The organism is Solidesulfovibrio fructosivorans JJ] (assembly GCF_000179555.1).
GTDB classification, from domain to species: domain Bacteria; phylum Desulfobacterota; class Desulfovibrionia; order Desulfovibrionales; family Desulfovibrionaceae; genus Solidesulfovibrio; species Solidesulfovibrio fructosivorans.
The window spans coordinates 308,946-315,934 of the sequence record NZ_AECZ01000001.1 but is presented as its reverse complement, the minus strand read 5'-3'; the positions used below and the strand labels follow the sequence as shown (position 1 = coordinate 315,934).

Annotated in this window: 6 protein-coding genes; 3 read left to right on the top strand and 3 right to left on the bottom strand. The window is 60.5% G+C overall.

From position 1 onward, the window contains the following. Positions 1-22 precede the first annotated feature (22 nt). The gene (aat, locus tag DESFRDRAFT_RS01510) at positions 23-733 is read left to right on the top strand and encodes a leucyl/phenylalanyl-tRNA--protein transferase (RefSeq protein ID WP_005990421.1); all 711 of its coding nucleotides are present in this window, start codon (positions 23-25) and stop codon (positions 731-733) included. 151 nt (positions 734-884) lie between these two features. Here the strand turns inward: aat and DESFRDRAFT_RS01505 are convergent, their stop codons facing one another. The 3 genes from DESFRDRAFT_RS01505 to acs form a co-directional block, all read right to left on the bottom strand. Then, positions 885-1,535 carry a class I SAM-dependent DNA methyltransferase gene (locus DESFRDRAFT_RS01505; protein ID WP_005990419.1) on the bottom strand — a complete coding sequence of 217 codons (651 nt, stop codon included), beginning with the start codon at positions 1,533-1,535 and terminating at the stop codon, positions 885-887. A gap of 19 nt (positions 1,536-1,554) precedes the next feature. After that, complete coding sequence (locus tag DESFRDRAFT_RS01500; RefSeq protein ID WP_005990417.1) at positions 1,555-2,184, bottom strand: class I SAM-dependent DNA methyltransferase; 630 nt, start codon at positions 2,182-2,184, stop codon at positions 1,555-1,557. 951 nt (positions 2,185-3,135) lie between these two features. Further along, entirely contained in the window at positions 3,136-5,118 is a 1,983-nt protein-coding gene (gene acs / locus DESFRDRAFT_RS01495) for an acetate--CoA ligase (protein WP_005990416.1), read from the bottom strand. Positions 5,119-5,431: 313 nt separating this feature from the next. On the opposite strand from acs, the gene DESFRDRAFT_RS01490 reads away from it, so the two are divergent. Beyond that, positions 5,432-5,782 (top strand): hypothetical protein, encoded by a 351-nt coding sequence (locus DESFRDRAFT_RS01490; RefSeq protein WP_005990415.1) that lies wholly within the window; start codon positions 5,432-5,434, stop codon positions 5,780-5,782. 183 nt (positions 5,783-5,965) lie between these two features. After that, positions 5,966-6,877: an ADP-ribosylglycohydrolase family protein gene (locus DESFRDRAFT_RS01485; RefSeq protein WP_005990414.1), complete on the top strand. Its 912-nt coding sequence runs from the start codon at positions 5,966-5,968 to the stop codon at positions 6,875-6,877. The last annotated feature ends 112 nt before the right edge of the window (positions 6,878-6,989 follow it).

Here is a 6,989-nt window from a genome sequence, read left to right as displayed (position 1 = left end):
AGTCCTCCAGGATTTAAACGGCATGCCGGTTTTTTCGCTGACCGAGGACCCGATGCTTTTTCCGCGGCCGTCATTGGCCGAGCCGGGCGGACTTTTGGCCGTTGGCGGCGATCTGTGCGTCACACGGCTGGTCGCGGCCTATCGGCGGGGCATTTTTCCCTGGTATGACGCGGACACCCCCATCCTGTGGTGGTCGCCGGACCCCAGGCCCATCCTGTTCCCGGGATTGATTCACGTTTCGCGTCGGCTGGCCCGGACGATCCGGTCCGGAAAATTCACGGTGACGCTGGATGAAGATTTCAGCGGCGTGATCCGGGGCTGCGCCGGCGTGTCGCGCACGGTCGGCGACGGCACCTGGATCGTGCCGGAGATGATCGCGGCCTACGAGGCCCTGCACGCGGCCGGCTATGCCCACAGCGTCGAGGCCTGGCTGGGGGGCGAACTGGTCGGCGGGGCGTATGGCGTGACCATCGGCCGGGCCTTTTTCGGCGAGTCGATGTTTCACAAGGTCGCGGACGCGTCCAAGGTCGCTTTCGTGACCCTGTGCCGCCATCTGGACGGGCGCGGCTTCCATTTCATCGACTGCCAGCAGGAAACCGGGCATCTGGCCCGTTTTGGCGCTGTGCCCGTGCGGCGAAGCGAATTTCAAAAACGACTGGACGTGGCCCGGCAGGGCGAGCCGGAACACGACTGGACACTGGCCCGCCCGTGCATGGAAACAGCCGATCCCTGAATGTGGCAGGGACCGGCTGTCGTTCCTTTCAGCCCGCGGTCTGTTGCGACCACGCGAAAATCCCCGTCCGCCTAAAAGCGCAAGGACGCCCTGAGCCCTGCCGGACGTTTGCGGCCCCGACTGTCGCGAACGCGCGAGGGATTTTTGGGGCTTAGGCTTCTTGCCGGGCGCGGTCCGGGGACAAAACCCGATACGCGCACATTTTGCAGATGACGTTTTCAGCCCTGAGGTAATCTTCGTCGTGGAACGTCAGTAACTCCCAGGCTTCGGCCAGCTCGAGATCGATCATGCGCTTGCGGTAGCCGAGTTCCTGGTACGCGCCGTCACGGATGGTGAAGACGATGACGCCTTGGGGCTTGGTGATGCGAATCAGTTCGTCGAAGGCCCGGGCGTCCACATGGCCATAGGTGAAGGTGCCGGTGCACACGACCGCGTCGTATGTGTCGTTTGGGATTTCAAGGGGCTGGCGCAAATCGGCTTGGATGTGCTTCGCGTAGATGTTTTTGCCGGCGGCCTGGTCGAGCATTTCCTTGGAATAATCCAGGGCGTCGATGGCGGCGTAGCCAAGTTCCCGGAGGGCTTGCCCGACAAGCCCCGTGCCGCAGCCGGCATCCAGGATGCGTTGGTCGGCCTCCGCGGCAAAGGTGTGCAATGTTTTCGCCGTGGCTTTGGGGGCCACATAACCGAACTCGCCCAGGGTGTCGTTCTCGTAGTGGACCGCCCAATCCTTGTAGGCGTCCATGAGCTGTTCGGAATTTCGCGCTGTATACACTTTTTCAAGAGTCTTTTTGTCACTGATCATCGTCGGTTATCCTCCGGCTTCAGGTTTCGAGCACTTTGTAGGCGCAGAACTTGGCCGTAACGCTTTCTTTGATGAGATAGTCCCAATCCAGCATGGCCATGAGCTCCCAGGAATTGTTCGCCTCGAGTTCCAGCATCGTCTTGCGGTAGTTGTACTTCTGGTATGCGCCGTCACGTATGGTAAAGCAGACGTAACCGTTCGGCCTGGTGATGCGCACGAACTCCTCGAAGACGTTGGGACCGACATGGGCGTAGGTGAGCGCCCCGACACAGATGGTGGCGTCATAGCTGTTTTCCGGCAGTCGTATACCGCTACCCATGTCTTCCCGGATAAGCTCGTTGTAGATATTTTTCTTTTCGGCCTGGTCGAGCATGTCCGGCGAGTAGTCCATGGCGTCCACGTTGCTGTAGCCGATTTTTTGGAGCGCTTCGCCGACTTGCCCTGTGCCGCAACCGGCATCCAGGACGCACGACGCCTTGGACTCCAGATAATTGTCCAAAAGGGACGCGGCGAGGTTGGGCGCAACATAGCCCATACCTTCGATCGTGTCCTGGTCATAGCGCGGAGCCCAGGCCTTGTAGGCCGCCTGGAGCGATTCCGGCGTCTTTGCCTCGTAGGTGGCGTGCCAGATTTCCAAATCGTTTCCCATGATACCTCCTTGGCGCTCGTGCATCTGTTTGACTGAAGTGATGCACTTGTTGCATGTTTTATTCTTTGTACGGTTTGTACAAAGATGATTTTTCCACAGAGTGATATATTGTATTTTTCACATCCATGTTGTATTTGAACTTATTATTTTTATAAAGTATAAAAAATATTTTATACAATATTTTACTGTCGGCAATTGCATGCAATGTATTATTCTTAAATATTTATTCTCATACTGGAACAAGCCAAACATAGATAAAAATAAAAGTCAAATCATGGACTCAAGTTATAATTTTTTTATAAATCTTTAAAATAATAAGGCGTATAGAGCTAAAATTTCAAATTTTTTCAATTTATGCAGATTCTATTCCAAAAATCAGAGAATACAAGACGCTTTTCAAACGTCACCACTGTGCCGCAACATCGTCAAACACCGATTTCATGTCGTTGCGGAGCGCATCCTTGGTCGGCTGCGCCCGGTGCGAATTTCTTTCATAAAAGAAGGATGTTGTGGCCGGTGCGTCAGCTTCACAGGCAGCAGGCGGTGAAACGGATTTCCCAGGCGCATGGATGCGGCGGGGCATTCCCCCCCGAACGCGGCTGGCGGCTATCCGTCCGCTGACGAAAACAAACAAAAACGGCAGCGCTGCCGAAAATATCCATGGCGGCGTGTTGCTGTGGGCGGCCAGGATACTTTCGGCCGCCGATGGGAATCGACGCAGGGGACTGGAAAACGGCTTGAGTGGTCGCGGCGGATGAGATGCGAAAAATGGCGCGCAGGGAGGACTTACGGCCGCTGGCGGAGTTGTGGTTTTCTCCTACTCGCCCGCTTTCGTCTTTATCAACGACGTGAAGCTGGCGGGAGCCCGCATCGAGGCAAAGTCCTTGGAAAGGGGGCCCGGGGAAAACTTTTCGTAAGACAAAGTTTCCCCCGGGCTTTTCGTAACTGTCCCTAACCGAACAGCTTCTTCTTGCCTTCGATCAGCTCCGTCACCACGCTCGGATCGGCCAGGGTCGAGGTGTCGCCCAGGCTTTCCACCTCGTTGGAGGCGATCTTGCGCAGGATGCGCCGCATGATCTTGCCGCTTCGGGTCTTGGGCAGTCCCGGCGCGAACTGGATCACTTCCGGCGCGGCGATGGGCCCGATCTCCTTGCGCACGTGGAGCTTGAGCGCCTTGAGCAGTTCCTCGTTCTCCTCGTAGCCGGCTTTGAGCGTCACGTAGGCGTAGATGCTTTGGCCCTTGACCTCGTGGGGCATGCCGACCACGGCCGCCTCGGCCACGGTCGGATGGGACACCAAGGCCGATTCGATTTCGGCCGTGCCCATGCGGTGGCCGGAGACGTTAATGACGTCGTCCACCCGCCCCATGATCCAGAAATAGCCTTCCGTGTCGCGCCGCGCCCCGTCGCCGGATTCGTACCGGCCCTTGAACCCGGCGAAGTACTGCTGCTTGAAGCGTTCCGGCGCGTTCCAGATGCCGCGCAGCATGCCCGGCCAGGGTTTGCGGATGACCAGGAACCCGCCCTGGTCGGGGCCGACTTCCTTGTTCTCGTTGTCCACGATGATGGGGTCGATGCCGGGCAGGGGCAGGGAGGCCGAGCCGGGCTTGAGCGTCGTGGCGTAGGGCAGGGGGGAGATCATGAGCCCGCCGGTTTCGGTCTGCCACCAGGTGTCCACAATGGGCAGTTTCCCGTGGCCGATATGGTCGTGGTACCACATCCAGGCCTCGGGGTTGATGGGCTCGCCCACCGAGCCGAGGATGCGCAGCGACGACAGGTCGTGCTTCTGGGTCCAGGCCGGGCCGGAGCGCATCAGCGACCGGATGACCGTCGGCGCGGTGTAGAAGATGTTGACCTTGAACTTTTCGCAGATCTGCCAGAACCGGTCCGGAGCCGGGTAGGTGGGCACGCTCTCGAACATGAGCGAGGTGGCCCCGAGCGCCAGCGGTCCGTAGACGATGTAGGAATGGCCGGTGATCCAGCCGATGTCGGCCGTGCACCAGTGGATGTCGTCGTCGTGCAGGTCGAAGACGAGCTGGCTCGTGTGGGCGGCGTAGGTCAGGTAGCCGCCGGTGGTGTGGTAGACGCCCTTGGGCTTGCCCGTGGAGCCGGAGGTATAGAGGATGAACAGCACGTCCTCGGCGTCCATGGGCTCGGGCTCGCAGCAGCCCTGGACGTCGTGGTCGCTCATGACGTCGTGCCACCACAGGTCGCGGCCGGGGAGCATGTCGATTTCGTTGCCGGCATGGCGCACCACCACGACCTTTTCGACGCAGGCGCATTCCTTGACGGCTTCGTCGGCGTTGGGCTTGAGCGGTATCGTCTTGCCGGAGCGGATGACGGCGTCGCTTGTCACCACCACCTTGGCCTCGCAGTCGTTGATGCGGTCGCGCAGGCTGTGGGAGGAAAATCCGGCGAACACGATGCTGTGCGGCGCGCCGATGCGGGCGCAGGCCAGCATGGCGATGGCCAGTTCCGGAATCATGGGCAGATAAAGGCTTACCCGGTCGCCCTTTTTCACGCCCATTTTTCGCAGCACATTGGCAAAGCGGCAGACTTCGTCATGCAGCATCTGGTAGGTGTAGGTGCGCACATCCCCGTCGTCCTCGCCCTGCCAGATCAGCGCCGCCTTGTTGCGCCGGCCGTCGGTCAAGTGCCTGTCCAGGCAATTGTAGGTGGCGTTGAGCTTGCCCCCGGCGAACCATTTGATCTCCGGCTTGTCGAAATCGTACTCCAGGACCGAGTCCCAGGGTTTGAACCAGGTGAGCAGCTCGGCGGCGCATTCGCCCCAATACCCGTCCGGGTCCTCGATGGAACGCTTGTAGATGGCTTCGTATTCTTCCATGCTTTTGACATGGGCGCGTTCGCGGCCTTCTTCCGGCGGCTCGTAGCGGCGTTGTTCGTGCATGAGGCTTTCGATGTTGTCTGCGATCATTTTCTCCCCCCGGGTTGGGATTGTTGGTCGAATCGAAGGCGAGCTTGCCGGAAAGCGGCCGGCCCGGCCAGAATTTTTCGATGAAAGGCGGCTTGCAACCAATAAACCTATCGGTCCCGCGCGCAAAGGCCGTTTATCGAGAATTCCGCGCCGTTCGTCGAAAGGAGGCACCGTATCCGGGCGGAGCCGTGTTCCGAAAGCCGAAACAATGCGAGAAAAGCATGTCCCGGCGGTCGGTCAAAGTGGTCGGATTCATTGGCACGATGCCTGCATGGTTTGTTTTTCCCATTCCCGATTACCGGAGGGCCACGCCATGCAACCGAAAACATGCGGCGAATGCGCTTGCTGGGCGCGCACCTTGCCCGGACGGCGCAAGGACGATGCGTATATGGAACGGGTATGCATCAAAGGCAGCCGTTGCGTCTGCCGCAATATGCTGGCCGATGCGGCCTGTTTCGAACCCGTTGCCGGCGACGCTTTCGGACCGGTCATAAACGGCGCGGACATCTGCGGCGACTGCGAGGAATGGGCGCGATCCCCCCACGGACGCCGACGGGAAGACGGGGAAACGTACCGGCTCTGTTCCAAAGGGGGCAGGCCCGTTTCCCGCACCATGCGCGCCGATCCTTTTTGCTTCATCCGTCGGGCGGAAACCGTCATGTGATCTTTTCCCCAACGCATTGCGCAATGCTTATTCGCGTAGGAGAAGACGCTTCTTTTTGAGGGTGATGCGCCCACCGTATGTTCGCCGTCCGCCTGCCTCGGCAAAACCTGCCTGCCGCGTCGCAAACAGCTTGGACATTTCCGATGTATTTCGTATGATGTTTGGCTCAAAGGAGGAGGAAGCATGTCCGACAACGCGACCGCCATGGTCCTGGCCTCTTTCATCGGCGATGCCCTGGCCCTCGGCCCGCACTGGGAGTACGACCCCGAGGCGCTTGCCCAGCGATTCGGCCAGGTGACGGGCTATACGACTCCGGCCCCCGCCGGCTACCATGGCGGCAAAAAAGCCGGCGAACTGACCCATTACGGCGATCAGACCCTTGTCTTGCTGCGCTCCCTGGCTGATCGGAAAGGATTCGACCTGGATGACTTCGGCGCCAAATGGCGGCAGCGGATGGCGTCTTATGACGGATACATCGACGGCGCCACCCGCATGACGCTCAAAATTTTCGATTTCGGCGAATCCCCCGAGAATTCAGGGTCCAATTCCAACGATCTGGCCGGCGCGAGCCGGGTGGCCCCCCTCGTCTTCGCCCTGCGCCACGACCTGCCCGCCCTGGTCGAGGCGGCGCGCGCCCAGACCAAGATGACCCACAACCATGCCCAGGTCATCGAGGCGGCCGAGTTTTTCGCCCGTGTCGCCTGGGCCCTCCTGTCCGGAAAACCGCTTGAAGCCGCCTTGGACAGCGCCGCCGAGGCCGGCTACGCCAGCGCTCCCATCGAACGCTGGTTGACCCTTGGCCGCGAGTCGGCCGGCGAGGACACCGTGGCGGCCATCGGGCGCCTCGGCCGGTCCTGCCATATCGACGAAGCCATGCCCGGCGTGATCCATCTGCTCGTTCGCCATGGCAACGACTCGCGCGCGGGCCTCACCCAAAACGTCATGGCCGGGGGGGACAGCGCCGCCCGGGGCATGCTGGCCGGCATGCTGCTCGGGGCGTCCCTGGGACGCGGCACGTTGCCCGAGGCGTGGGAGCGGGGACTCGCCGCCCGCGAAACCATAGAGCGGGATCTGGCGGCCATCGGGGGGCGGTAGGCATCCGGGAAGGGGGCTGGCCTTTGTCGGATTTTACACGCGTTCCCTTCTGGGGTATGCGGTGTGGGATCGTGTTAAGTCCGCCGGCTCAGGCCGGAGCAAAAGGCCGTCC